Raw genomic sequence first — 23902 nt, 5'->3', positions numbered from 1 at the left:
TCTTCTCGTCATATTCAAAGAATTTTCTTATACATAATAGTATTGTGCTCATCTGCTGGAAATGACCTTTGTTTTGTTTCATCTTTATCCTGAGATTTGGATATCTCCACCTCAAGTAAGGCTGAAAACTGGCGTATGATATTGTCTAATTCCAGGCTGTTATTATAAGTGAGGTCTATTACCCTGCGTATATCCTCATCTTCTTTATAGATAGAATTTAACTTCAGGAGATGAAGCAGTCCCTGTATCCTGGCCAGCGGAGCTCTGGTTTTATGAGAGTTAAAATAGGTGTACTCAATAAGTTTTTTATTGAGACTCTGAATCGTTTGGGTTCTGCTGTCAACTAATTTTTGAAGATTTTTATTATATGTCGCAATTTGACGGTGTGCCTTCTCCAGCTTTTCATTTGCCCAAAATAATCGTGATTGTTCCTGATCATATTGCCCTTTATAGGTCAGGAAAATTTGTAACAAACTTAAAAGCCGGACAATCACTTCAATTACATTTACGATAGGATGATCATTGGCTCTAAGGTTATCAATCAGACTTACCTGAAATACCTCGACGTAACATAAAAAAAGAATCAGAATTAATACAATACGAATAAAAATGCCTCTTTCCCTTCCACCGAATATGGTTGAGAATACCAGCATGAGTCCACAAAAATCAATAGCCGTAAGAGCAGACATGCCTCCCAGTGAGAAAAAGCCAGTAGCAACACAAATGAGATAAATAAAGGCAAGAAGCCTTTTTACAAAAACAGAGAAGTGTGTTGTTATGAGCCAGTAGCAGGCAGTAAACACCAAACACACAAATACGCTCCCCACGATAAGATCTGTATTGCCACCTGTTAGCAAGTCATACATTAAGTATATCAATACTATAATAATAGAGTTGCGAACGGAATGAAGGAGTATTTTACGCTCTAGTAGATCTGTATTCAATTGAAAGCTGTTTAATTAATAGGATTAAATAAACCTTTGTTAATTCAGAAATCTTTTGATTATCTAAGTCGTAGCTTTTGCAGTTTCCGATAGTTGCTTCAACCACTCAATGGCCTTCTCCTCTTTATCAAAATATTCCGTTTTCACTAAAGTTCTCTTGCTCATTTGTGTGATTTCGTCCAAAGCAAAACTGGCAAAAACATCTGTTGGAGTTATTACAGCGCAGTGCCTATATCCAAGATCTATAGCTTGTGCGGCCCAAACCTTGTCCATCCACTCTATAAGATCAGGATGAATAGCTCCTTGTTGCCTGGCATCTACCAATGTTTTTTTTACTCCATAATGCTTGATTGCGGCCAGCATTCGCTCACAACCGTCCCTGAATTCTTCATTCGTGGGAGGTGTTAACCACTGAAGTGCCACATAGTGCCATGAAGACTCGTAACATATCCTTACATAATCAGACTCAAAGTATAGTTCCATAGTCGTTATTGCATTTTAATCCACTCAATAGCTTCGCTCATATCGTCGAAATTTCTTGACACTACCTTTTTACTCACCATATCCATAATTTCATCCACTGCCAGTTGGGTGAAAATATCTGTTGGCAATATAATTGCGCCATGAGTATACCCAGCAGCCACTGCTCTTGATAGCCAGTCGGTGGTCATCCACTCAAGAAGGTCAGGGGCCAATGCCCCTTGTTCTCTCGTATCCACTACCACTTTCCCCGTTTTAAAATGAGCAATGGCTTCAATCATTTGCTCACATCCAGCTTTAAATTCCTGCTCCGTAGGTGGTACCAGCCACTCATATATAATGATGTTATTTGTAGAGTTATATGATACTCTTGCATAGTCTTTTTCAAAAAATACTTTCATAGTGATTATTTTAGATTTACCCGATTGCAGAATTTATTGTAAACTTTAGCCTTCCCGTTATTGATGATATTAACCCTTTTACAGATTGATATGACAGGGGTCTCCTGCTTTTATCGGTCATCCAAAGCAATGCATCTGAAAAACTGTAGGAGTAAAAAGCCACCAATGAGTCAGGGTGCTGTATCCGTGTTTCCCTGGCATTTTGGACAAATTCCCCATTGATAGAGTTAACTGGTAATACAATAGCCAGCCGGGTAATACCTGCAGCCGAAATATTTTCATGAAAATCCTTTTTTACATGACAAGCATTAAGCTCAGTGTTCATAAGGCCAAAATCTGCAATGCACGCCCTGACCCTGTTTTTCTTTATTTGCCTAAGGCATTCCCCAATAATCAATCTGAACTCATCCTGCAACATGGCCCCTTTACATATCAGCAGCATGGAATTCATCTCTCTAAGCAAAAAACCAGAGCCGATTTTGTCATCTGTTTCAAACTTTATAGCAAATAATTCCTTACTTATCATGTCCTGGTTTTATCAAATTTTAGCGATGCCAAGGGTAAAATCATCATTGCAAGCCCCCACAGACTGTTTCAGGTTCTGTCCTTTTAATTCTGACTTCTATTCATGGATCTGAGCTGTTTTACCTCCTCTTCTGCCGTTCTTAGCTTAGCCGTCAATTCTTCTGTTATTTTCTTTTGAACCTCAACTGATTTCGATGCTTCGGCCTTTCTTGTCTTTTCCATCTCCTCTTGCACCGCTTTAAGCTCTTCCATACTCTGCCTTAGTTCCTCTTCCTGTGCTTTTAGTGCTTCTGTTTGCTCCTGATTCTCCTTTTCCTTTTCTCTGAGTTTGCCTATCATTCTTGTCATGGATTGCTTCTGTGCCTCTGCCTGAGCATTAGCCCGCTCCAGTTCTTTGTTCCGTTTCTCTGCCATTTCACGAACTACCTCCAACTCATTCATCCTTTTTAACATTTCTTCTTCCTTCGCTTTTAGCTGTTGGGTTTGCTGCTCGGTTTCCTCATCCTTTCTCTTCAATTTTTCAAGCATTTTAGCCATGGTCTGCTTTTGAGCCTCAGTTTGAGCATTCACCCGTTCGAGTTCTGCATTTCTTCTTTCAGCAGCTTCCTGGGTGGCCTGTAGCTCTTCCATATTCTGGCGTAGCTCTTCTTCAGATGCCCTCATCTCCTCAGCCTGTTGCTGACTAAGCTCAAGTAGTTTATGTGTTTGTGAATTTATCCTGGCATTGAAAATGGCGGCAGCAATGTTCTCACTCACTTTGATTATAAATTCTCGCTCATATTCCTCGTATGGCTTGAATGTGGCCAGCTCAAGAATGCCATAAATATTCTCATTTATTTTTAACGGAGATATAAATACACAACCTGGAGTGGCATCTCCCAAACCGGAAGTGATGCGTACATAATCCTGCGGAATCTCTGTGATAAATATAGGGTCACCCTCTTGCCAGCACTCACCGGTCAGCCCTTGTCCCGGACGGATTTCTTTATTTACAAACCGTTTCTTATCCCAAGCATAACAGGAAGCCATTCTAAGGTATGGATCATCGAGATCTTCGTCTTCAACTATGAAAAGTGCCCCCTGATTGGAACTGGTATATTTTACCATTTCACTGATAACAGTGTCCCCAAGTGATTGAAGGTCTGTCTGACTACGGATAATATCAGCAAATTTAGCCAGGCCTGAAACTGTCCAGTTTCTTTGTTTCTCTTCCTTCGCATTTACAATGAGGTTCTCCTTCATCTCAAGCAAGGCCTTACCCATCTCATCATCTTCACTCCTTAGTTCCAGGCTGTTATTATAATCACCCTTACCAATAGCTACGGCAAAGGAGGTCCTTGCTCTGTGATCCTTTACTAAGTTGACCAGGGCATTCGTCATTATCTTGTCCTGCCCGATTTGAATATTTGTATTAATTGATTTTCCCTCACTGATGGCGATAATAAGATCCCTGAGTTGAGTGAGGGGACTAAGGACTCCATTATACAGCTGGTATAGTAGGAACAAGCATCCCGCAATAAAAGTCAGGAGCAGAAGGATTACCAAAACAACTAAAACACCATCCGCACTTTCCTTTTCTACCACAACTGAAGAGACCTTCCGCTCCTGTGCCTGAATCACGCCTTCAAGCATTTTCTTTAACTGAGAAACTTGTTTATCTATTTTCCCCTTAGTGTCATTGACAGAGATTTGCGTTAATTGAGAAGCGACAAACTCCTCTGTACTCCTGAGTTTTATTAGCTCTTCTCTAGATATCAACATAGCATCAAATGCCGATATCATATCCCTCGACTTCTCATCCTTGCGCCAATATGAGGCCAGGTGTTTCTTATAGTCCTTCTTTAGTGAACTGTATTTAGCCACTACAGCATGTTGAGCAATGTCTGTATCCAGTGACTCAAACAGCAAGGCTTCAAATCCTTTTAGCAGTAAAAGTGTAGGTATATGTTCTTCGTAAATTTCACGATCCCGACTTTTTATTCTTTCATGCTGAAAATAAGCGGCATAGAATATTGCTAAGACTGTTAGAATTAACAGAACAGAAGTTATTGCAAATTTCCCCAATAAGTTAACCTTCGATTTTGTCATGATATTTAATATATTGACTTCATGCCTCCGTTATTTGTTGGTTTGAGGAATAACGGTCTGATAACGAGTTAAAAAGTTTCAACCAGACTGCGATGATAAGCGTTTTGTGGCTCAGTACTTTGATATGTTGTCAGACAAAAAGGGTGGCTTTTTGGTTGACAAAAAGGTGGACAATAAAAATATGCCTTATTTTAGCTCTAGTCAGGGGTTTTGGCGATAATAGTGCTCATAAAACAATACGCTTTATGAGATCGAAACACAAAAATTAAGGTTATAGATATTAACCTCTGGCCTTCCTGAGTAATTTTGGGAAAACCGACTTCAATGAAACAGCTTACTCAGTTTGTATCTTTTGTAGCTTCACACCAGCAAGAACTGCTGGATCAAACCATGGAGCACTTATGGTTAACGCTGGTTTCATTAGCCATTGCTACTACAATAGGTTTATCTTTAGGTTTGTTTATAAGCAAAAACAAGAGGTTTTCATCACTGGTTATAGGCTTCGTGAATGCTGTCCAAACCATTCCGAGTGTCGCATTGCTCGGGTTTCTTCTCCCTTTTTTAGGTATAGGAGTCATACCCGCCATCGTTGCCTTATTTTTATATGCCCTTCTGCCGATAGTGAGAAACACTTATACCGGGATCACTGAAATTGATCCTGCCATAAGGGAGGCTGCTATAGGAATGGGCATGTCTCCATTTCAGGTTTTGATGAAAGTAGAATTGCCACTCGCCATGCCAGTGCTCTTCGCTGGTATACGCACAGCATTTGTAATTAATGTGGGTATAGCTACTTTATGTGCTTTAATTGCTGCCGGAGGTCTGGGTGAATTCATTTTTCGCGGACTCAGCACCAACAATCCATATATGATATTAGCCGGTGCAATACCGGCAGCCTTAATGGCTCTTATTTTTGACTCATTGATGGGTCTTGTACAGAAACACGTCTATACGCTCATAAAGCCCATATTGGTGGTGATAACAGCCGGCACCCTCTTCATTGCCTGGTATAGCATCAGCTCGCACGCTGAGCCCTCCCGACTGGTTGCCGGCTTTCCATCTGAATTTATCGAACGCGGTGATGGCTATAAAGGCCTTAAAGAGATCTACCACCTGAATCTGGATGTCAGGGAGATGGAAATAGGACTAATGTACCAGGCCATTAAAAATAAACATGTAGATGTAATCAGTGGTTTTTCAACAGATGGAAGGATTGAAGCTTTTAATCTTTATAAACTAATAGATGACAAAAACTACTTCCCTCCATATCACGCAGCTCCTGTTATTCGCCGGAAAACTTTGAATGAATATCCGGAAATACTGACAGCTCTAAGCACACTGGAAAATATGGTGTCTGATGAAGCGATGGCACAGATGAATTATCAGGTGGATGAAGAGGGAAAGGATATCAGAGAGGTTGCCATAAACTTTTTAAAAAGCACCGGCTTTCATGTCGGGAGGGCACGCGCAGGAAGCCCGGATGTGCTCATTGGATCCAAAAATTTTACGGAGAGCTTCATTCTGGCACATATATTCAAAATTATAATTGAAAGTGAAACAGGGCTCACTGCTGGCTTAAAGCTGGGCTTTGGGGGAACAAAGCTACTCTTTGATGCACTGAACACAGGTGAAGTAGATCTTTATCCGGAGTATACTGGTACCGGCTTACTGGTTATACTAAAGCCAGAAAAGGACGGAAGTATTCCTTATGAAAAGGATAAAGTGTACAACTTTGTAAGTAAAGAATTTAAAGAGCGATTTGATGTTGTCTGGCTACCTCCCCTTGGTTTCAATAATACTTTTGCTCTAATGATGAGAAAAGACCAGGCAGAAGAATTGAAAATCAAATCTATAAGTGACCTGGCTGGCATAAGGCAGGAATAGCATAATAATTACATGATCACAGAAATTATTTACAATGCTCCTTAACAGAGGCTTTGGCCTCATCAGACCCTAACTCAACCGCAGTATTCAGGTCCAGACAACCATCATATTTATCCCCTTTTTGTATTTTAGCCAGCCCTCGCTGATGGAAAGTTTCCGGATCAGTGGGAAACAGTTCAATTGAGTACGAATAATCCTGGATAGCGCCTTTGTAATCCTCAACTTCCATTTTTGACAGCGCTCTGTTATCATAGTATACTGGATTATACGGGTCCAGTTCAATGGCTTTGTTATAGTCTTCAATGGCTCCTTCGTGGTTTTCAAGATTATACTTAACTACCCCTCGTAAATTATAGGTGTCAGGGTCCTCATTAAATAGCTCTATTGACTTGTTATAGTCAGCCAGTGCGCCCTCATAATCTTCCAGAGTGCTTTTGGCCAAGGCTCGATTCTCAAACTTTACAGGGTCTGAGCCATCCATTTCGATAGATTTATTATAATCCTTTATGGCCTCCTCAATTTCGCCAATATTAAACTTTGCCACTCCCAAATAATTATATACATCAGGATCTGATGGGTCTAGAGAGATAGATTTAGTATAATCATCAATAGCACTGATATATTCTTCGAGCTCGGCTTTTACAACAGCACGATTAAAATACTTATCAGCATCATCAGGATCAAGTTCAATAGCTTTTGAAAAATCAAAGTATGCTCCCTGAAGGTCTTCAAGGTTGTATTTGGCAAACCCTCTGTTGGAATAGGCTTCCGATGATTTAGGATCATATTTTATGGCTTTGTCATAATCTTCCAAAGCTCCATAGTCATCTCCGAGATTAAACTTAGCCTCTCCGCGGTTTACAAGCGCATCAGCAAAAGTTGAATCAATCTCCAAAGCAATGTTATAGTCACCAATGGCACCATAAAAATCGGCCAACTGGTTTTTAACAAAACCTCGCTGGTTATAAGCCTCCTTGTATTTAGTATTGGCCTCTACTGCTTTGGTTAAGGAAGAGACTGCTTCCTTATATTTTTCATTTTCGATACTTTTTAATGCTTTCGCATAGTGTTCTTCAGCTGATTGAGCCAAACCAAAAACAGGAAAGAGAATTATTACTATAACACTAAAGGCTTTCATAGGCAGTCCGGTTAATCATTCCAATGGTTTCAAATATAGGTGATTTCAAACAATATTGTCATAACCTTAAAAAACAACGCGGTGTAAATAAATTTATTTTCACGCTGTATACCGGGTATGCCTCATTGCGAGCGTCCTCATTCCAGTAGAAACACTGCAGAACTGACAATCTGCAACCTGACAGTCTTTTAGCACACTTTAACCCTGCTATCTTTCCACTTGAAGAAAAAAATCTTTTAAAATTTAGCTTTATCCCTGATTACCTTCCCTGCACATTAAGGTATATATGCGATACCTATTCAACCTATTTACCTATGAATCGCTACTTAATACAGCAGGGTTATTCATCCTGCTCGCAAGAAGAGTTAAGTTCTCTAAATTACCATGTGAGGCTTATGCCCGCATTCTGTCTGGTCATGGTAATCTTTGGCCTGATCTTTAAGGAACCCTTCATCCACTTCTTTCTATCTGCTCTTGGTATAGTTGGGTTTGGATCAAAAAAATATCACCCCATAGATGCCGTATATAACAGGATTATTGCCATCTCTAACCGTAAAAAACTGCCTGCGATAAACCCTCTTCCTCGGAGATATGCAAGCCTGATGGGTGCAACTTTTAACCTTACAACCGGATTGTTTTTACTTGATGGTCAGTACACTGCAGCACTGTATACAGCTGCCATTCTGATTGCATTACAGCTTACAGTAATCTTCACTCACTTCTGCGTTGCAAGTTGGTTATATGAGAAGTTTTATGCTTTTCTGGGACACGGAGATAACATCAGTCTGTCAGAAGCAAGAGAGCTAAGAATGAAAGGAGCACTGCTTCTGGATGTAAGAACTCCTAAAGAGCATGAAAGACAGGTTATTACAGGCGCATTGAATATTCCTCTGCCAAAGCTTAGGGATCATGATATATATCACGGTAAAGAAGTAATCATTTTCTGCAATAGTGGTATGAGGTCCAAAGAAGCTACCAAGCTTATAAATAATAGTGCTTTAGCAAAAGCCTATTCTTTAGGCTCTATTGAAAATGCTATAAAGTTGTAGTCAAGTAAATAGCTATAACTTCTTATGGATTAATTCGTAAGAACTTAGCAAATCATTTCTTTATGTACCGATATATTCTTTCTTTCCTGTTATTAATTCTTTCGTGTCATTGTAGAAGCCAAAATAATGAAGTGCGGATGGACTGGGAAAGTTATGATCCACCTTCGACGCTGGTGGTTCCTGAGCACATTGTAAAAAAGGCAAAATACCCTTTTATAGATGTACACAATCATCAGTTTAATATGCCCAACCAAGATCTGAATGAGGTTATAATGGAGATGGATAAACTCAATATGGCTGTAATGGTCAATCTTAGTGGGAGGGGAAGAGGCTCAGAGGAGCACCTGACAGGAAGTATAGAAAATGTAAGGAAAACTGCCCCCAATCGTTTTATAGTATTTACTAACATTGATATCAGCACAATTAACGAGGCAGGCTGGACCGAGCGCACGGTAAAGCAAATTGAAAATGATGTTAAGCTAGGCGCCAATGGCCTTAAGATCTACAAGAGCCAAACAATGGCCATAGTAGATGGAAAAAGAATAGCGATCGATGATCCTCGAATTGATCCGGTTTGGACTAAATGTGGTGAACTTGGCATCCCGGTATTAATACATGCCGCTGACCCTAAATCTTTTTGGGAACCACATGATGAACAAAATGAAAGGTGGCTGGAGTTAAAAGTGCGTCCGGGGCGAAAAAGATCTGATACAGATCCCGCCCCATGGGAACAAATTATTAGAGAGCAGCATCATATTTTTGAAAAGCATCCAAAAACTATTTTCATTAATGCCCATTTGGGTTGGTACGGAAATGATCTAGGCAAACTCGGTAAATTAATGGAAAAATATCCCAACATGTTCACTGAAATAGGTGCCGTTATTGCTGAATTGGGTCGCCAGCCTCGTATGGCCAAGGAATTCCTGACTCAATACCAGGACAGGGTGATGTTTGGAAAGGACAGCTGGAACCCTGAAGAATACTATACTTATTTCAGAGTATTGGAAACGGATGATGAATATTTCCCTTACTATAAAAGATACCACGCATTCTGGAGAATGTATGGCCTTGATCTTGATGACGAAGTGCTGAGAAAACTATATTACAAGAATGCACTCAAGATCATCCCTGGTATAGATAAATCCTTATTCCCGAAATAACAAATATGCTTACTCACTCGACTCTAAAAACTTAGATCAATCATATTTTTACCGGTCAACCATAAACTCCAGCCCCAAAGGCAGATTCAGCATCCAACCTGTAAGACTAAACCGGTCTTTCATTGAAAGCAAAACCTCGTGCTCGATAATTTCGCTTCTGAAGCAAGCCAATTTGCCTGCCGTAGGAGCAATATCCCTTATTTCCTTGTCAAGGTAAAGCCTTAACTCGCCACCATCTCCAGGTTGCCATTGAGTGTTCAGGTAGCAAATAAATGATATTTTTCTGGCACCGTCGTTTTTAAACTGATCAAGATGCCTTTTGTAAAATGAACCGGGAGGATAAATAGTGAAATGTGTTTCATAATCTTTTATCCCGAGGAAACAGGTCCTGTTCAAATAGTCCTTTAAGTGGTTAATTCGATCCAAAAATTTCTGCACCGGCAACAAAGCATCATTCGGATCAATCCATTTGATATAGTCACCCCGAATGCTTCGATCATATTGCAGGTTATCATCCTTTCCTATACCTGCCCTTTTAAAGCGGTCACTATCCTGATGCAACGCAAAAACTTTTAGAATATCATTTACCTCCTCCATCGGAAGAAAATGATCAACAATTGCGTAGTCCTGGTTGGCCAACCCATCGGCTATAAATTCCAGGTAGTCTGAGGTAAGATTCATTGATGTATTAACACTGTAAATTTACAATCGTTGTGTTGGTTTTGAAATAATTTGGTATGATTATAGTTTAAGAAAGTAACAAAGTGCTTAAACTCACGTCTATAGCTTGAGTGTTGTATATAAGTCCAAACGTCAGATATTCTAAATACATGAAATATAAATTCCTTCTTGTGGTGCTGTTATCGGTTTTCTTACTTGCCTATGGTTGCAAGCATCCGGAAGATGCACCGGTGTTCAGGAGAGTTGGCAATATTGAAGTAACGAAAGTTACTGGTTCTGAGGCCTACCTTAATGCCAATGCGTATTTTTATAATCCTAATGATGTAAAAATGCGATTAAAGAAAGTGGAGGTAGATGTGGAAGTGGAGGGTAACAAAATTGGTACTATTAATCACTCTGTTAAAACATTGATTCCGGCCAACTCTGAATTCAAAGTGCCGCTCGATGCAACCTTTGATATGAAACAGATGGGTTTCTTAAAAAGTGTAATCAGTATACTTGGAGGAAAGAAAGTTAAAGTACACTACAAAGGGTTTATACGTGTATCATTTCACGGTTTCCCTATCAAAGTTCCGGTCGATTACGAAGATGAAGTTCGCATATGACTGTTCACGTTAAATGTTGATTAAAATGATTAAAAGGATATTCATCCCCATTTTATTTTTGAGTTGTTACACAACATCGTACGCTCAACATGAAGGATTGATCCAGGAAATTGAGCAATATCATAAAGAGCTCAATGAGGAATTTTCCAACCCTGAGGAAAGCCCTTTAACAGACTCAGACCTTAAAGCCTTTACATCACTGGATTTCTTCCCCATAGATCTCAAATATCGGGTTGAGGCACGATTTGTCAGAACCCTAGGGCAAAAGCCCTTTAAAATGGCTACTACCACGACCCGATCTCCTATATACGAAAAGTACGGCGAAGCGCATTTTGAACTTGACGGCGAAAAATTTGTATTAGAGATTTTCCAAAGCCATGAACTCAGGGAAACCGAAGAATATAAGGACTACCTGTTTCTGCCATTTACCGATCTTACTAATGGAGAAGAAACTTATGGAGGAGGAAGATACCTGGGCCTTACTATTCCCGAGGCTGACTCTATTATCCTTGACTTTAACAAGGCTTACAATCCGTATTGTGCCTATAATAAGAAGTATTCATGCCCGATTGTACCCCGGCAAAACAGAGTCCGGACAAAAGTGCTGGCGGGGGTTAAAGCCTTCAAAGCACCTTAATAGCTTAAAACCAGTTCAACGCGCCTGTTCCTCGCTCGCCCGTCGGTAGTGTCATTGGTTTTTAGAGGTCTTTCCTCTCCATAAAAATGTATTACTAATTGACTTTCAGGTATACCCAGGCCACTCAGTGCATGTGCAACGGCCTCCGAACGCCTCCGGGAAAGTACGATATTGTATTGATCAGAACCCCAACTATCGGTATGACCAATCACATGAATTTTTCCAGCTGGCTTTTTGTACCATTCATTGATAACTGTAGTTAGTGTATTCTTTGCGTTTACAGGTATTCTATATTTATCAAATTCAAATTCAATATTTCCCAGTATGATCTCTTTAGGTATGCTGCGGGTCAATTGCCGCCCTGAGGCTGCCAGAGCCGGTCGCTTGCTTTCAGCAGTTTTTGGAGTTACTTCGTTTCTGAAATGCTTGTCTAATGATACTACCTGATCTCCATAGCTACGAAATGAACCTCCTTTAAGAATAACGCCGGAATCCAGTATACCATCGCCAACATCTGCTATTGCAATTTTGATATGGTAAACTTTATTGGGAACCACCTTGCATCTGGCTTCAAGCACCTGCGTAAAACCATCAAATTGAATGTTATATTTAGGAGGTATTTCCTCTTGCAGGTAGTTCTTATTTTCAATTACTTTCCGATTCCTTACATCCCAGATGAATGGATCAGTTGTATTAACATAAGTATTATCAATATAATACTGACTGTTCAATTCGTTGTTTACCGTGTTGACAGTAATAGGAGTACTGCCGTCGGGAAGTCTGGCAATATTTTTTTTTCCTATATCTGGTCCTTCTATAAAAAAAGCGAATACATCATTGAATTTTGAACCTACATATTCGAGATATTCCTCTGAAGCAAAAACAAACTGGAATGACAGATTTTCTGAAACGGTTACAAAATCAAACTCCAATACTGCGGCATCATATGTTTTTCCCCGGGCTATTGCATCCAGCTCATAATCTCCTGCTGCATCACTGGCCCAACCGGAACGAGGTGATTTATTAGGCCCTGCAACAAAAAGAGCGTTACCTGATGTCAACAATATTCCTTTTTCAATTCCAACCTGTAATGTTTGGTCCTCATAAAAGCCTATTGCATGTTTCTGCCCTGTAAAAGAGACATTACCAATTTGCACTCCGTTTCCCAAAAGGATGTTGTTAACCAGATCATTGGCCGTCCTGGTTGTATCTACCACCTGCCCAAAAAGGGAAATATTCATATGAAGGGTGGCTATTAGTACAGTAAAAACATATCTAGCCATAGGCACTGGCCTCTTAATATTCTCTTAACTTACACAAAACCCTATTAATCTAATAATCCCACCCCTTTTTAAATACTTAAAATGTCCCGTCCTGAAATAGCGTTACACAAAAAGTAATGTTATGAAAAAGAAGAATGATTCTCAGTATGTTAAGCGAACACAGCGAGATTACAGTTATACCTTTAAAATGCAGGTTGTCCGCGAGGTCGAGAATGGTGAATTAGGCCTGAATGCAGCTCAAAGAAAATACGGTATTCAGGGCAATGCGACAGTTAAGACTTGGTTATTAAAATATGGTAGCTTAGATTGGGATAATAAATCTCACCTCAGTTTGGAAAAAACACCTGAACAAAAGTTACTAGAGCTGGAAGCAAAAGTCCGGTTACTAGAGAAGCAAAAAAACACTCTGGAGAAGGAACTGGAGTTTACAAATAAGAAAGCTATCATCTTTGATATGATGATTGATATCGCTGAAGAAGAGCTTAAAGTGCCTATCAGAAAAAAGTCCTTACCTCAACAGTTGATCGATTCAAGATTGAACAAAAAGAAGGGATAACCTATGCCTGCAGGCTGTTGGGGATAAATAGACAGGTCTATTACCGAGCCATTAAAAGAACAAAGGATAAGCAACAGGTAGCTAGCCAGGCTTTAGAAATCATTGAAAAAGTAAGAATGAGAATGCCCCGAATCGGCACCCGAAAGCTATATTATCTGCTATACGATGAACTTAAGGAAATTGGAGTAGGCCGAGACAGGTTATTTGCTATCATGAAGGCCAATCATCTACAGATTGTCCCGAAAAGGCAATATCATATCACTACAGACTCACATCACAGGTTTAGAAAACATAAAAACCTGGTTGATGGGTTGAAACTGGAACGACCAGAACAAGTTTGGGTATCAGATATCACCTACATAGGTAACAGACAAAGCCCGATGTATTTATCGTTGGTTACAGATGCTTATTCTAAGAAGATTATAGGCTTTAATGTCTCAAACAGCCTAAATGCTTCAGGAGCCATTGAGGCCATGAAACGTGCGCTTAAAAACCGAAAATATGCAAATAGAGACCTTATTCATCATTCTGACAGGGGGCTGCAATATTGTTGTGATGGGTATCAACAGCTACTAAAAAAACACAAAGTAACATGCAGTATGACTGAAAGCTATGATCCCTACCAAAATGCTATAGCAGAAAGGATCAATGGAATATTAAAACATGAGTTCATACGAGGTATCACTACAACAGATCAGGAACTCATGAGTAAGCTCATAACAGAATCCGTTGATATTTATAACAATGAAAGACCTCATTGGAGTTGTTGGATGAATACACCTAACTTCATGCATGAACAGAAATCTATTCCAATTAAAACTTATAAATCAAAAAAAAGCACCGAGGTAGTCCCCGGTGCTAAATAATTATTTATCCTTGTATAAACTGTAACGCTTATTCAGGACTAGTCAAAACATAAAAAATACTATCCCATAAGATAAGGTACATCAATGATGATAAAGCCTTTTTAAGAGACATTTGATTGAAAAGGATAAGGTCTGATTTGAGAGGTCAAAAGCTACAATTTCTTCATCTAAAATTGTCTAACTCAAATGAAAATACAAGGTTTATAATTACTCGGGGAGTGTAATGTACTCCAATATCTTAAGGACTTGACTGACATCTTCGGCTACTGCCATCGCCTGGGCGTCAACTTCCTTTAAGGCGTGTGTAAATTCAGCCGGGTGTACAACGATATAAGATTTTCCCAGGGCGGCCGCATACCCTGCATCAAAGGCGGCATTCCATTGCCTGTACTTATCTCCGAATTTTACAACTACAATATCGGCCTTTTCGATACTGTTTTTAATACGTATCGCATTGATTTTGGCTGCCTTATGATCTTTCCAGAAGTTATTATCTTCCTCTCCAAGAATTTTAATACCCACCTCGTCACTGGCATCATGATTTAGCACCGGCGTCAAAAATTCAACCGGAAGTAACAGCCGTTCAGCCTCGTTGATCAACTCTTCTCGCCAGTCAGAATGAATCTCACCCGATAAGTAAATTTGTAGTTTCATAAGTACTGATTTATAACTAAAATTAAGGCTTTAGCAGTTATAACACAGGCTCTAACACTATGTTTTACAGGGCCGTTATCTGATGTTCAATCCTTTTATACACGAAATAAAATTACCGGTTATTCTTTCTCTTAGCTTGTGTTCATTGTTTTTCACTATCCACTCCCCATTTACAACAGTTCCCAAAGTCATTGTGACATCACCTGAATAGATAATTGCCGATAAGATATTACTTATCGATGACGAAGCCAGTAAAGGTGCTGTGGCGTCATATACCACCGCATCAAAAGGCTCTCCTTCCTTAAAATACACCTCATTTTTGTTTCCCATAGCTTTTCTTCCTGCCAGAAGGGCATGTCGGTAACCAAAAGCTCCGCTATCCGGTTCTGCACTATCTATAAATGTATTACGCTGGTGCGAAATCAGCCGTTGTCCGTAGTCAAGAATCCTTAGCTCTTCCAATGGGTTAAGACCTACATGGCTATCTGTACCGATTGACCATTTCCCACCTTTTTTCTGAAAATCTCGTAACGGAAATATACCATCACCAAGATTTCCTTCGGTGGAGGGGCAAAGTACTACATGAGCTCCTGCAGCTGCTATACCGTTAACCTCTGTCTCCACAAGATGGGTAGCATGCACAAGGTGAAAATTGGTATTAACATTGGTATTATTAAGTAACCATTCCACAGGCCTGCTTTTTAAGAAGGTTTTAGCATCCTCTATTTCCTTTAGCTGCTCTGATATATGGATGTGAAAGGGCAGATCCTTTGGTCCTTCGTGCATGGTCGAAACTATATCCTCCTGTTGTACCGCTCTTAAAGAATGAATACCAAACGCAAGTGACGCTCCACTGTACAGGCCAGTGACACGCTTCGAAGCTTCCAACAATTTAAAATAGGCATCCGGAGAAGGGGAAATAAACCTTCTTTGTCTTGGCTGAGGTTCTGTGCCAAAGCCTCCTTTCTGATAAAACATAGGTACTAAAGTGATCTTTATTCCAGCACTTTTAGCTGCGGCGACTAACCTTTCCCCATGTTCTGCCAGGTTGGAGTAGGGGTTACCTGCCTTGTCGTGGTGCAGGTAATGAAATTCAGCCACATGGGTATAACCATGCCGGACCATTTCAGCATACAACATAGTTGCTACATGTTCTATATCGTCTGGCGACATCGTAAGTGCCAGCTGGTACATCGCCTCACGCCATGTCCAAAAATCATCAGCAACTTCTGCATTCTCATGTCGCTCTGCTATACCAGCCATAGCATACTGAAACGCATGGCTATGGGCATTTTGAAAACCCGGAATAGCAAAACCATTAACACTCTCAAAATCTGCGGAATTATCCTCTGAAATTTTTTGAATAATACCCAGGTCATTAACGGTAACAAATACATTTTCTTCCCATCCGTGATTTTGTAGAATGCCTTTGAACTTATAAGTTTTCATCTACAGCTGCTCTATTGTTTTAATAAGGTTTTCAAATGTTTTTTTTAGCAGGTTTCGCATAATACCCGCTCGTTCGATATCATAATGGATCTCTTTATTATCCATGTAGTTGATCTTTGTCATTTCCAGTTGCAAGGCATGCTGGTTTTGCTCCGGCCTGCCAAAATACCTGGTCAGGTGGCCACCCTGAAAAGGGTGATTGTGTTCAATTTTGAGGCGCGTAGTTCTAAATGTTGCCAATGCAGCTTCAATCAGCATTTCATCTGCTGTTTTTCGTTTGTTGTCTCCTAAAATTAAATCAGGAAATATTTCCTTCCTGATTAAAGGCACATACTGGCGTATAGAATGCGCATCCCAAAAAAGTACTTTCCCAAATTCAGCTTTAAGCTCATCAAGCAGCTGGGTGATCTTGTTGTAGTAAGGCCAGTAATAAATATCAAGCCTCCTCTCTATCTCCTTCCTGTCAGGCATATGATGATCGAGGTATATGGGTTCTCCTGCAAATGAGGAAGTAGGACATAGTTCTGTAATGATTCGTCCGTCATCATAAAGCGGGGCACTTTCAGGGTCACGGTTAAGGTCAATCACCCAACGGCTGTAAGTAGCATTAATCATTGTTATACCCATTTCGGGAGCAAAATCATAGAGCTTATGGACAAACCAATCTGTATCATCTGGTGCAGCAATAAGTTTCTGGTTGAAATGATCCTTTATATTTTCCGGAAAAAGTGTTCCGCTATGAGGAACACTGATCAAAACAGGAACTCTCTTTCCCTCTGCTTCTATGATATTGTATGGTTCTGTCATATTAAACGGGTTCTTATAATTTTGATTTAAGTTTAACTATTCTGTCATATGACTGGTCTATCCGCTCCTCAGTGATCTCTCCTTTTTCCACCAAACTCTTGATAATCCTGTGAACGGCATCAACTGTTCGGTTTTCACTCCCCTGGATATTGTTACTAAACATCAGGACATCCACTCCGGCCTTAATAGACAGTTTGATGGCTTTCTCCAAGCCATAATGTTTGGTTATGGCATGCATCTGCATGTCGTCTGAGAAGATAACGCCATCATAATTTAGACTATCTCTCAGAAGCCCGGTCATTATAGCCCTGGAAAGCGTACCCGGGTTCCCGTCTTTATCCAGTCTCTTATTAACAATATGTGCAGTCATAATAGCATCAACCTTACCCTTTTCCAGCAGATTCTGATATGGCACAAGCTCCTTCTGCTGCCAGTAATCTGTTACATCGGCTATTCCCAGATGAGTATCAGCATGCGAGCTGCCATGGCCGGGAAAGTGTTTAAGCACTGAAATAACCCCATATCTCCTATGAGCATCAATAACTTCTGCAGCATGATGCGCCACGCTATCGGGGTTATCACTGTAGGCTCTCTCTATTTTCGCTATTACGGGATTTTCCTTATAGGTCGATAAATCTACCACAGGAGCAAAATTCACATTGAAACCTAATCCGGCTAAGGTTGATGCGGTAATTTCAGCATAAAAGCGTGTGCTGTCAGCATTAGCTACCCCTCCGAGATATTGTGCCGATACGCTTCTTGGAAAATCATATTTTTCCTTCAGCCTGTTAACTCTGCCGCCTTCCTGATCAATAGCTATAAACAAGGGAACAGGTGCTTTCGCCTGAAGACTCCAGGTAAGTTGCTTCAATTTAATATAGGAGTTGGATGGGTTTATGTTTTTCTCAAATAGGATAATACCTCCGATCCTACCTTTGGCAATGTCGCTGATCGTTTGTTCGGAAGGTTTAATATCTTGTTTCGGATATCCTACAATCAGCATTTGCCCAATTTTAAAATCCAGGCTATCCAAAGTTTGTGATTTTACCTGAATAAGGACACAAGATATAAAGGCTATAATTAAAAGAGATTTCTTCATATTAAAGTTTGTTAGTTGTTTTGGTAGACCTTCCGCAAGATCTGCTCCATTTCTTTTTTAACAACAGCAGCTTTGATTGGGTAGTTGTTATTCATGAAGGCAAAAATATAAAGCTTACCCTTTTTTGTGCGCAAATATCCACTGATGTTATGGTTATTACTTAACGTGCCCGTCTTTCCAAATATATATGGAGTGGCATTTTTATAGTATTTTTTAAGTGTACCAGATTGTCCTCCCACAGAAAGTATTGCAAATAGCCGGTCGGAAGGAATACTTTTGTATATTTCATGCCATACCCAAACCATAGAACGAGGTGTAAAAAGGTTATAGCGGGAGAGCCCTGAAGCATCAACCCATACCGGTTCGTCGGGCATGTCTGACAGGTAATGAGTCATAGCATAATCTATAGCATTTTCTGTTTTTAGCGAATCAGTAACTATGCCCGCGTTTATAAGCATCAGTTGTTCTGCAATAAAGTTGTCGCTTTCCTGCATCATTACTTTATAGGCCGAATCAACAGGGATACTACTTATTGTGTGGTAGTTCTCTGGCAAGGGGTGGTTTATAAGACTAACGTTTCGGTTTAACGTATCGGACAGGGCAGATACCAGAAGATAATCACTATAGTGAAACGGTAGTTGCTCCTTAAATTCCTTTTCTGAATAGGATGGGAAGTAAAAGGTGTTATTTGAACTAACATCCCGAACCAATATAGTTTCTGTCGTTACAGTATCACCCAGCCAGAAGAATTGTTTAAAAAATGGTTGTTCCAGGTTAAGGTGGCTGTCTTGTTTTGCTTTACTTACAGTAAACAGGTTTCCATATAGGGGCAATGGCGATTTCTCTGCTGAAAAAGAATAGAGGTAATCATCCCAGGCCCAGCCCGGACCAAAGTGATCATTGTAATAGTTGGACGAGGAAAAGTAAAGCTGTTTTTTGGTGTTTTTTAAAAAATCGTACACTCTACTTGCCGGTAGATCCTTATTTAACAAGGACGGATCTCCTGAACCCCAAAAAATCAAAGAATCTCCATGCTCGATATAATACAGACCTGGAACAGAATCTCCAAGAATCTTTAAAGAGGCAAAAAGTGTAAGTATTTTCGTATTGGAGGCCGGAATAAAGTATTTATCTCCGTGGTAATCCAAGAGAAATTTATCTTTTTCAATGTCATATATCACTAAGCCAGAATGGTGTTGATACCTCGTTTCAAAAGCCCTTACTGAGTTTAAAATTTCCTTTCTTCCTTTAATCGATGAACAGGAAAAGGCAGCCATTAATAGAATGACTGCCAGAATGAGGTTGAATTTCATAGGGGCAAATTACAAAACCTCAACTACTTTGAAAAGTAGCGTTCGTTTAATACATTTCTATGATGGGTTTCATGGCCGGCTATTACAAAACCAATGCCACTAACTGTTATTTCAGTACCATTGGCAAAGCCGGTTCTTGCCAAAGCCTCTTCATCGAGGCTGCCGAACAGGTCAATTGTAGCAGCACGTACATTGTTATATTCCTCAAGAATTTTGTAAAGTTTACGGGCACCTGCATTTGACGCGATAGCATAGTCATTTTCTTCAAATCCTGGAAGTTCTGTTTTGTCATTTCTCCCAAACCTTAAAGCACGGTACGCAAAAATACGTTCTGCATCAATCATATGCACGAGCACTTCCTTTACACTCCACTTACCCAAGGCATAGCGATAGTCTCCCGAAGCCTCAGGAATAGATTTAATCAAATCTATGGTAAGGTTGCCGCTATTGATTAAAGCAGGGATTAAATCTTCTTCCTCAACACTTTCTACATATTTTCTGTAAAATGGAGGGATAGATAATAAATCAGGTCTGGCCATTTTCAATTGTTTTAGGGTTAACAAAAGGTCCGCCAAATGTAAACGTTTTGTTTCTTTAGCGGACCTTTAGTCTTAAATATTCTCTGACAGGCTTATGCCTCTTTCCACTTAATGGTGCAGCCTATAGCTTTTGTTTTGTTGGTTACCGGTACTTTGCCACTCAGCAGAGCATTAACAGCATCTTCTACATATTTCTTATCCGCCGCCGCTGCATCTTTGGTGTTATTGTCAATAGCCCCTATATAGGCTACTTTAAATTCTCCTCCATCATTTTTTAAAACAAATACATGAGGAGTATTACTAGCTCCAAAGGCTTTGGCAACAGTTTGGTCTTCATCCTGTAGATAGTCATGTTTGTAGCTGTTCTCTTCTGCATACTTTACCATTTTGTCGAAAGAATCTCCCGGTGACCTTCCCGGATCATTTGGGTTAATGGCCACTACCGGGTAGCCTTTCGGTTTGAAGTTAGCGTGCAGCTCTTTAATTCTATCAAGATAAGCCTGAGAATATGGGCATGTGTTACAATCAAATATAAGAATCACACCTTGCTCATCCTCAAAGTCAGATAAGGCGAGCATTTCTCCATCAACATTTTTAAGCTCAAAGTCTTTAACCGTATCTCCGACCTGATAGCCGGAATTGACTTTAGTGCCTGCAAAAAGCACCACAAACAGTAATAATGAAAGTAATTTCAACTTTAGCATGATATATAATGGTTTAGTTTGACAATCCTTTAATTAACTCCTGAAGTTCTCCTTCTTTAAGTTCCTTTTCAACAAATTTTCTTTTCCCGGTAGCTGTATTGATCAACAGTGTGGCTGGAATAGCTCCGGACCAACTCTCATCTACCTTGTCTATCCATGAATTATAGTCCATTTCATCCAAAAGAAGAACGGGGGATTTTAGTCCTTTCCTTTCAATAAAAGTATTCACACGATCCAACTTTTCCACATAATCCAGGCTTACAAGATATACGTTGACATGTGGGTTCTGAGCAGCCAGCTCTTTAAAGTAAGGCAGCTCTTTTACACAAGGACCACACCATGTAGCCCAAAAGTTGATGACCGTGACTTTCTCACTTTCCTGATTTATTATGGCATCAAGTCTTTCAAATTTTACCACCTCTGCTTTTTGTGCAAAAATGGAGGTGTTAATTAAAACCAAAAGAAGAAGTAGGGGATAATTCTTTTTCATATATAAAAATAGTTTATTTCTCGACTGCACATATAGAATGGTGAAATAAAATACGTGATTTCAATTATTCCGGTTGCCCGCGGTTGCCCTTATGTGCTGAGCCAATCGCTACAATTTAGAAATTTATACTCACTTGTCCTCTTTTAACAAAAGCAAGTAGAAAGGATAATTATTGCACTATTTCAAGATTTTCACTTTTGGCGTTATAATGTTAAACAAACTGCGCTTTACATTGCAATAATATTGCGTTAAACATGTATTAACACAGAGTGTCTCTCACAAGATTGGGATTAAGGAGCACGAATGGCTGACTGGAGTTAAGTAAAAATTCCCAATACCTGCACAGTATCTGTGTATGTTTAGCGTAATAAATTTAAGTTTGTTACAGGGTTTAAGCCAAAAAGAGGGGTGAAGATTTAACAAAATAAAGAATCAATAAAATCAATGAAAACTTATCCACAAAACAACAAAGTTATCCACACCTTATTGTTTTCACTCCATAAAACGCAGTAAATCAATGATTTATGGCCATAAATTTTAATGTAAGCTTTGTGGACAACTTCGCCATTACAAAGCGGGGGATGCGAAATTAACCAATTACATGAATTATACAAGGGTTAATTCATGAAAATCAAAATTTTATATAGATGAGAAATAAAATGTAAGGTCATCACCACTTGTCATTCTCTATTGTGGCGGATGAGTTTCTTTCTATAGGTGTTGAAAATTCTTGATTTTGATAAAAATCCAACATACTTTCCATGATCAATTACGGGTAAATTCCACGCTCCTGAAATCTCAAACTTGCTCATTACAGATTGCATATTTTCGTGAGAGGATATAAACGCAGGTGGGCTGTGCATATAGTGTTTCACCTGTGTGTCCTTCTGTTTTCCTCTGTCAAACATTATATTTCTGATATCATCGAGTGTTACAACTCCAACCAGCTCCTGTTTTTCATTCACTACAGGAAAGATGTTGCGCTTCGATATTTTCACCAAGTTAACCAGCTGCTCCAGGGTTGCTTCTGGCTGAATAGTATAAAGGTCCTTTTCAATAATCTTGAGCAGGTCAATCTGGCTTAGTACCTGTCTGTCCTTGTCGTATTGGATCAGATCCCCTCTCTCGATAAGGTGCTTAGTATAAAGAGAGTGCTTTTCAAAAAAAGATGAAGTACTAAATGAAATCGCAGATACAAGCATTAATGGCACAAACAGTTCATAGCCACTGGTAATCTCAGCAATAAGGAATATAGCTGTAAGCGGAGCATATAATACACCACTCATTACGCCACACATACCCACAAGAGTAAAGTTACTGGTGCTTACGTCCGCATCACCCCATGTAATAACATTCAATACAGTGGCAAACATAAATCCTGTAACTCCTCCAAGAAACAGTGACGGTGCAAATATACCCCCACTACCCCCAGAACCAATTGTTAAGGCTGAGGCTATTGGTTTCATAAGGATAACACCGAAAATGAATCCAAAGACAATATAAATATTATCTATTTCGGCAAAAAAGGGACTGGTATTTAGAATTTCAAGTTCTCTGTTGGCCAATAATAACTTTATGGTGTTATACCCCTCACCATACATTGGAGGGAAAAGAAAAATCACGAAGCCCAATAATATCCCTCCTACCAAGGCTCTCCCAAATCTGTTTTGAACCTTTGCAATAAGCCCTTCAACTTTATAGGTCATTCTGGTAAAATACACGGAAACCAAACCACAGAAAATACCCAATAATATGTAGTAAGGTGTATCAGAAGCCGTAAAGCTATCTACGAGTTTAAACGAAAACAATACATCATCACCCAAAAGGCTCAGGGAAACAAGGGCTCCGGTAACAGAAGCAATGAGCAGGGGAATAAACATTGCAATAGTTACATCAGCCAGGATAACTTCCATACTAAATATAACGCCTGCAATAGGAGAGTTGAATATGGCTGAGATTGCTCCTGCAGCTCCACACCCAATCAAAATGGTTCTTTTCTTATAGTTAAGATGCATTGCCCGCCCCACATTAGACCCAATGGCAGAGCCTGTAACCACAATCGGAGCTTCCAGTCCAACGGATCCGCCAAAACCCACAGTTATAGCACTGGTAACCATTCGTGAGAACATTTTGGATCGTTTGATCAGGGCTGAATTTTTCGCTATATCATATAGAATTTGTGTGATGCCATGTCCAAGGTTTTCCCGAAGCAAAAATCTCGATATAACTACAGTAATTAGAATACCTACTAACGGAAATCCAAGGTAATAGTAATTCCCATTTTCTATGGCAAACTCACTAATAAGTTGATTCTGTATAAAGTGAACACTCTCTTTGAGAATAACGGCTGCACTACCGGATATTAACCCAATTATTCCTGCCAGAAAAAGGACAAAGTTCTTGTTACTGACGTGCTTCACGCGCCATATGAGAAACTTTACCAGCAGGCCGTCAATTTTCACTATAGCTTTAGTATCAAGTTAATTGTGCGCAAAGTTAGAATAATAGCTTTAAAGGGAAGCCCTTCACCTTGTTAATTTCAGTTAGTTT

The 23902-nt window shown here is 39.7% G+C and carries 24 protein-coding genes; 7 read left to right on the top strand and 17 right to left on the bottom strand.

What is annotated here, in order from left to right; all coding sequences use genetic code 11:
* Positions 1-14: 14 nt before the first annotated feature.
* From LVD17_RS09600 to LVD17_RS09580, 5 genes are all read right to left on the bottom strand, one after another.
* Positions 15-944, bottom strand: a complete 930-nt coding sequence (locus tag LVD17_RS09600; protein WP_233766362.1) for an ATP-binding protein — start codon at positions 942-944, stop codon at positions 15-17.
* Positions 945-1007: 63 nt separating this feature from the next.
* A complete protein-coding gene (locus LVD17_RS09595; protein WP_233766361.1) occupies positions 1008-1427 on the bottom strand; it encodes an STAS/SEC14 domain-containing protein in 420 nt (139 codons plus the stop codon).
* Between the two features lie 5 nt (positions 1428-1432).
* The gene (locus LVD17_RS09590) at positions 1433-1825 is read right to left on the bottom strand and encodes a hypothetical protein (RefSeq protein ID WP_233766360.1); all 393 of its coding nucleotides are present in this window, start codon (positions 1823-1825) and stop codon (positions 1433-1435) included.
* A gap of 16 nt (positions 1826-1841) precedes the next feature.
* On the bottom strand, positions 1842-2351 hold the full coding sequence (locus LVD17_RS09585; RefSeq protein WP_233766359.1) for a hypothetical protein: 510 nt from the start codon (positions 2349-2351) through the stop codon (positions 1842-1844).
* An 83-nt stretch (positions 2352-2434) separates the two neighbouring features.
* Positions 2435-4438 carry a GAF domain-containing protein gene (locus LVD17_RS09580; RefSeq protein WP_233766358.1) on the bottom strand — a complete coding sequence of 668 codons (2004 nt, stop codon included), beginning with the start codon at positions 4436-4438 and terminating at the stop codon, positions 2435-2437.
* A gap of 324 nt (positions 4439-4762) precedes the next feature.
* On the opposite strand from LVD17_RS09580, the gene LVD17_RS09575 reads away from it, so the two are divergent.
* On the top strand, positions 4763-6322 hold the full coding sequence (locus LVD17_RS09575; protein ID WP_233766356.1) for an ABC transporter permease/substrate-binding protein: 1560 nt from the start codon (positions 4763-4765) through the stop codon (positions 6320-6322).
* A gap of 25 nt (positions 6323-6347) precedes the next feature.
* Here LVD17_RS09575 and LVD17_RS09570 read toward each other — a convergent pair whose 3' ends face one another.
* Complete coding sequence (locus LVD17_RS09570; protein ID WP_233766354.1) at positions 6348-7460, bottom strand: tetratricopeptide repeat protein; 1113 nt, start codon at positions 7458-7460, stop codon at positions 6348-6350.
* Between the two features lie 314 nt (positions 7461-7774).
* On the opposite strand from LVD17_RS09570, the gene LVD17_RS09565 reads away from it, so the two are divergent.
* Entirely contained in the window at positions 7775-8509 is a 735-nt protein-coding gene (locus LVD17_RS09565; RefSeq protein ID WP_233766352.1) for a DUF4395 family protein, read from the top strand.
* 62 nt (positions 8510-8571) lie between these two features.
* Entirely contained in the window at positions 8572-9669 is a 1098-nt protein-coding gene (locus tag LVD17_RS09560) for an amidohydrolase family protein (protein ID WP_370688806.1), read from the top strand.
* Between the two features lie 48 nt (positions 9670-9717).
* Here the strand turns inward: LVD17_RS09560 and LVD17_RS09555 are convergent, their stop codons facing one another.
* Entirely contained in the window at positions 9718-10350 is a 633-nt protein-coding gene (locus LVD17_RS09555) for a 2OG-Fe(II) oxygenase (protein ID WP_233766349.1), read from the bottom strand.
* Positions 10351-10499: 149 nt separating this feature from the next.
* Between LVD17_RS09555 and LVD17_RS09550 the strand changes: the two genes are divergently transcribed.
* Both LVD17_RS09550 and LVD17_RS09545 read left to right on the top strand, forming a co-directional pair.
* The gene (locus tag LVD17_RS09550) at positions 10500-10955 is read left to right on the top strand and encodes an LEA/WHy family protein (protein WP_233766348.1); all 456 of its coding nucleotides are present in this window, start codon (positions 10500-10502) and stop codon (positions 10953-10955) included.
* 25 nt (positions 10956-10980) lie between these two features.
* A complete protein-coding gene (locus LVD17_RS09545; protein ID WP_233766347.1) occupies positions 10981-11592 on the top strand; it encodes a DUF1684 domain-containing protein in 612 nt (203 codons plus the stop codon).
* Here the strand turns inward: LVD17_RS09545 and LVD17_RS09540 are convergent.
* Positions 11589-12875: a choice-of-anchor L domain-containing protein gene (locus tag LVD17_RS09540; protein WP_233766346.1), complete on the bottom strand. Its 1287-nt coding sequence runs from the start codon at positions 12873-12875 to the stop codon at positions 11589-11591. The two genes, LVD17_RS09545 and LVD17_RS09540, sit on opposite strands and share 4 nt — an antisense overlap.
* Positions 12876-12996: 121 nt before the next feature.
* Here LVD17_RS09540 and LVD17_RS09535 point away from each other — a divergent pair, with 121 nt between their 5' ends.
* Positions 12997-13431, top strand: coding sequence for a transposase (locus LVD17_RS09535; protein ID WP_233763502.1), 435 nt, complete (start codon positions 12997-12999; stop codon positions 13429-13431).
* A gap of 17 nt (positions 13432-13448) precedes the next feature.
* Positions 13449-14297: an IS3 family transposase gene (locus LVD17_RS09530; protein ID WP_233763504.1), complete on the top strand. Its 849-nt coding sequence runs from the start codon at positions 13449-13451 to the stop codon at positions 14295-14297.
* 207 nt (positions 14298-14504) lie between these two features.
* Here LVD17_RS09530 and LVD17_RS09525 read toward each other — a convergent pair whose 3' ends face one another.
* From LVD17_RS09525 to LVD17_RS09485, 9 genes are all read right to left on the bottom strand, one after another.
* Positions 14505-14951, bottom strand: coding sequence for a YtoQ family protein (locus tag LVD17_RS09525; RefSeq protein ID WP_233766345.1), 447 nt, complete (start codon positions 14949-14951; stop codon positions 14505-14507).
* 75 nt (positions 14952-15026) lie between these two features.
* Positions 15027-16400, bottom strand: a complete 1374-nt coding sequence (gene hutF / locus LVD17_RS09520) for a formimidoylglutamate deiminase (protein WP_233766344.1) — start codon at positions 16398-16400, stop codon at positions 15027-15029.
* The gene (locus LVD17_RS09515) at positions 16401-17207 is read right to left on the bottom strand and encodes an N-formylglutamate amidohydrolase (RefSeq protein WP_233766342.1); all 807 of its coding nucleotides are present in this window, start codon (positions 17205-17207) and stop codon (positions 16401-16403) included. It lies immediately after the preceding gene.
* A gap of 13 nt (positions 17208-17220) precedes the next feature.
* A complete protein-coding gene (locus tag LVD17_RS09510; protein ID WP_233766341.1) occupies positions 17221-18306 on the bottom strand; it encodes a glycoside hydrolase family 3 protein in 1086 nt (361 codons plus the stop codon).
* An 11-nt stretch (positions 18307-18317) separates the two neighbouring features.
* On the bottom strand, positions 18318-19619 hold the full coding sequence (locus tag LVD17_RS09505; RefSeq protein ID WP_233766340.1) for a D-alanyl-D-alanine carboxypeptidase/D-alanyl-D-alanine-endopeptidase: 1302 nt from the start codon (positions 19617-19619) through the stop codon (positions 18318-18320).
* A gap of 23 nt (positions 19620-19642) precedes the next feature.
* On the bottom strand, positions 19643-20158 hold the full coding sequence (locus LVD17_RS09500) for a DinB family protein (RefSeq protein WP_233766339.1): 516 nt from the start codon (positions 20156-20158) through the stop codon (positions 19643-19645).
* 92 nt (positions 20159-20250) lie between these two features.
* The gene (locus LVD17_RS09495) at positions 20251-20862 is read right to left on the bottom strand and encodes a thioredoxin family protein (protein ID WP_233766338.1); all 612 of its coding nucleotides are present in this window, start codon (positions 20860-20862) and stop codon (positions 20251-20253) included.
* 13 nt (positions 20863-20875) lie between these two features.
* The gene (locus LVD17_RS09490) at positions 20876-21352 is read right to left on the bottom strand and encodes a TlpA family protein disulfide reductase (protein ID WP_233766337.1); all 477 of its coding nucleotides are present in this window, start codon (positions 21350-21352) and stop codon (positions 20876-20878) included.
* 680 nt (positions 21353-22032) lie between these two features.
* Entirely contained in the window at positions 22033-23772 is a 1740-nt protein-coding gene (locus tag LVD17_RS09485; protein WP_233766336.1) for a chloride channel protein, read from the bottom strand.
* Positions 23773-23902 lie beyond the last annotated feature (130 nt).

The organism is Fulvivirga ulvae (genome assembly GCF_021389975.1).
Taxonomy (GTDB): domain Bacteria; phylum Bacteroidota; class Bacteroidia; order Cytophagales; family Cyclobacteriaceae; genus Fulvivirga; species Fulvivirga ulvae.
Note: the sequence above shows the minus strand (reverse complement) of the source record. Positions and strands in the feature narration are given on the sequence as shown.

Coding starts and splice junctions, on each gene's coding strand:
- LVD17_RS09595 (WP_233766361.1), bottom strand. CDS start 1,427: ATGGAACTATACTTTGAGTCTGATTATGTAAGGATATGTTACGAGTCT.
- LVD17_RS09590 (WP_233766360.1), bottom strand. CDS start 1,825: ATGAAAGTATTTTTTGAAAAAGACTATGCAAGAGTATCATATAACTCT.
- LVD17_RS09585 (WP_233766359.1), bottom strand. CDS start 2,351: ATGATAAGTAAGGAATTATTTGCTATAAAGTTTGAAACAGATGACAAA.
- LVD17_RS09580 (WP_233766358.1), bottom strand. CDS start 4,438: ATGACAAAATCGAAGGTTAACTTATTGGGGAAATTTGCAATAACTTCT.
- LVD17_RS09575 (WP_233766356.1), top strand. CDS start 4,763: ATGAAACAGCTTACTCAGTTTGTATCTTTTGTAGCTTCACACCAGCAA.
- LVD17_RS09570 (WP_233766354.1), bottom strand. CDS start 7,460: ATGAAAGCCTTTAGTGTTATAGTAATAATTCTCTTTCCTGTTTTTGGT.
- LVD17_RS09565 (WP_233766352.1), top strand. CDS start 7,775: ATGAATCGCTACTTAATACAGCAGGGTTATTCATCCTGCTCGCAAGAA.
- LVD17_RS09560 (WP_370688806.1), top strand. CDS start 8,572: ATGTACCGATATATTCTTTCTTTCCTGTTATTAATTCTTTCGTGTCAT.
- LVD17_RS09555 (WP_233766349.1), bottom strand. CDS start 10,350: ATGAATCTTACCTCAGACTACCTGGAATTTATAGCCGATGGGTTGGCC.
- LVD17_RS09550 (WP_233766348.1), top strand. CDS start 10,500: ATGAAATATAAATTCCTTCTTGTGGTGCTGTTATCGGTTTTCTTACTT.
- LVD17_RS09545 (WP_233766347.1), top strand. CDS start 10,981: ATGATTAAAAGGATATTCATCCCCATTTTATTTTTGAGTTGTTACACA.
- LVD17_RS09540 (WP_233766346.1), bottom strand. CDS start 12,875: ATGGCTAGATATGTTTTTACTGTACTAATAGCCACCCTTCATATGAAT.
- LVD17_RS09535 (WP_233763502.1), top strand. CDS start 12,997: ATGAAAAAGAAGAATGATTCTCAGTATGTTAAGCGAACACAGCGAGAT.
- LVD17_RS09525 (WP_233766345.1), bottom strand. CDS start 14,951: ATGAAACTACAAATTTACTTATCGGGTGAGATTCATTCTGACTGGCGA.
- hutF (WP_233766344.1), bottom strand. CDS start 16,400: ATGAAAACTTATAAGTTCAAAGGCATTCTACAAAATCACGGATGGGAA.
- LVD17_RS09515 (WP_233766342.1), bottom strand. CDS start 17,207: ATGACAGAACCATACAATATCATAGAAGCAGAGGGAAAGAGAGTTCCT.
- LVD17_RS09510 (WP_233766341.1), bottom strand. CDS start 18,306: ATGAAGAAATCTCTTTTAATTATAGCCTTTATATCTTGTGTCCTTATT.
- LVD17_RS09505 (WP_233766340.1), bottom strand. CDS start 19,619: ATGAAATTCAACCTCATTCTGGCAGTCATTCTATTAATGGCTGCCTTT.
- LVD17_RS09500 (WP_233766339.1), bottom strand. CDS start 20,158: ATGGCCAGACCTGATTTATTATCTATCCCTCCATTTTACAGAAAATAT.
- LVD17_RS09495 (WP_233766338.1), bottom strand. CDS start 20,862: ATGCTAAAGTTGAAATTACTTTCATTATTACTGTTTGTGGTGCTTTTT.
- LVD17_RS09490 (WP_233766337.1), bottom strand. CDS start 21,352: ATGAAAAAGAATTATCCCCTACTTCTTCTTTTGGTTTTAATTAACACC.